Source organism: Kitasatospora sp. NPDC085879 (assembly GCF_040686255.1).
In the GTDB taxonomy this organism is placed as follows: domain Bacteria; phylum Actinomycetota; class Actinomycetes; order Streptomycetales; family Streptomycetaceae; genus Kitasatospora.
In genome coordinates, this window is record NZ_JBFBJZ010000202.1 from 1 (window position 1) to 1,287 (window position 1,287).

At 68.1% G+C, this 1,287-nt stretch carries 1 protein-coding gene; it reads right to left on the bottom strand.

The features are described from left to right. Positions 1 to 1,287: endo-1,4-beta-xylanase (locus AB0P35_RS42160; RefSeq protein WP_363521922.1), on the bottom strand; the 1,287-nt coding region annotated here is incomplete at both ends.

Sequence of the window (1,287 nt, forward strand, 5' to 3'; positions counted from 1 at the left end):
GTCCCAGATCTGGACGGCGGTGCCGTTGGCGGTCTGGTTGCCGGGGGTCTCCAGGGCCCGGCCGCTGGCGACGTTGGTCAGGGTGTAGGAGCCGTCGCCGTTCTGGGCGGCCTTCCAGTGCTGGTTGGCGCCGCCGTTGGAGTCCCAGACCTGCATCTTCGTGCCGTTGGCGGTCTGGCCGCCCGGCTCGTCCAGGGCCCGGCCGCTGGCGATGTTGGTCAGGGTGTAGGAGCCGTCGCCGTTCTTGGTGGCCCGCCACTGCTGGTTGGTGGCGCCGCTGGCGTCCCACACCTGGAGCGGGGTGCCGTTGCCGTTCTGTCCGGCGGGCTCGTCGAGGACACGTCCGGCGGCGGCCACCGCGGCGAGCGTGTAGACGGTGCCGGAGTTGATGCCGCCCGGCGTGCTGCCGCCGGCGCCGCCGAGGGCGGTGAGGACGGCGTTGTAGGCGGGCTTCTTGTTGCCGTTGTTGTCGAACAGTAGCGGGTTCTCGCCGGTGCGCCAGGAGTCGCTGTCGCGGATGCCCCACACCGTGATGCCGGTGCAGCGGGCGACGTTGAGGCAGTTCTGTACGGCGTTGGTGTACGCGGTGGTGGATGCCTGGGCGATGTCGAGTTCGGTGATCTGGACGTCCACGCCGAGCGCGGCGAAGTTGGACAGGGTGGTCTGGAAGCTGGCCGGTGGGCCGCCGGCGCCGAAGTGGCTCTGGAGGCCGACGCAGTCGATCGGGACGCCGCGGGACTTGAAGTCCTTGACCATGTTGTAGACGCCCTGGGTCTTGGCGTCGGTCCAGTTCTCGATGTTGTAGTCGTTGTAGCAGAGCTTGGCCGAGGGGTCGGTGTTCCGGGCGGTACGGAAGGCCTCCTCGATGAAGCCGTTGCCCAGCACGTTCTGGAACACCGAACTGCGGTGCTGGCCGCTGCCGCCGTCGGCGAAGGCCTCGTTGACCACGTCCCAGGCGTAGATCTTGCCCTTGTAGTGGGTCATCTCCTGGGTGATGTGGTTGTTCATCACGCTGCGCAGGGTGTTGGCGTCGTTGATGGAGCCGACCCAGCCGGGAAGCTGGGAGTGCCAGACCAGGGTGTGGCCGCGCATGCGCTGGCCGTGCGCGGAGGCGTGGCTGACGATCGCGTCGCCTGGGGCGAAGTTGAACGACCCGCGGGAGGGTTCGATGGCGTCCCACTTCATCTCGTTCTCCGGGGTGATCATGTTGAATTCCCGGTCGAGAATGGTGGAGTACGTCGAGTCCCCGAGCCTGCCCGCGGCCACCGCCGTACCGAAGTAGCGGCC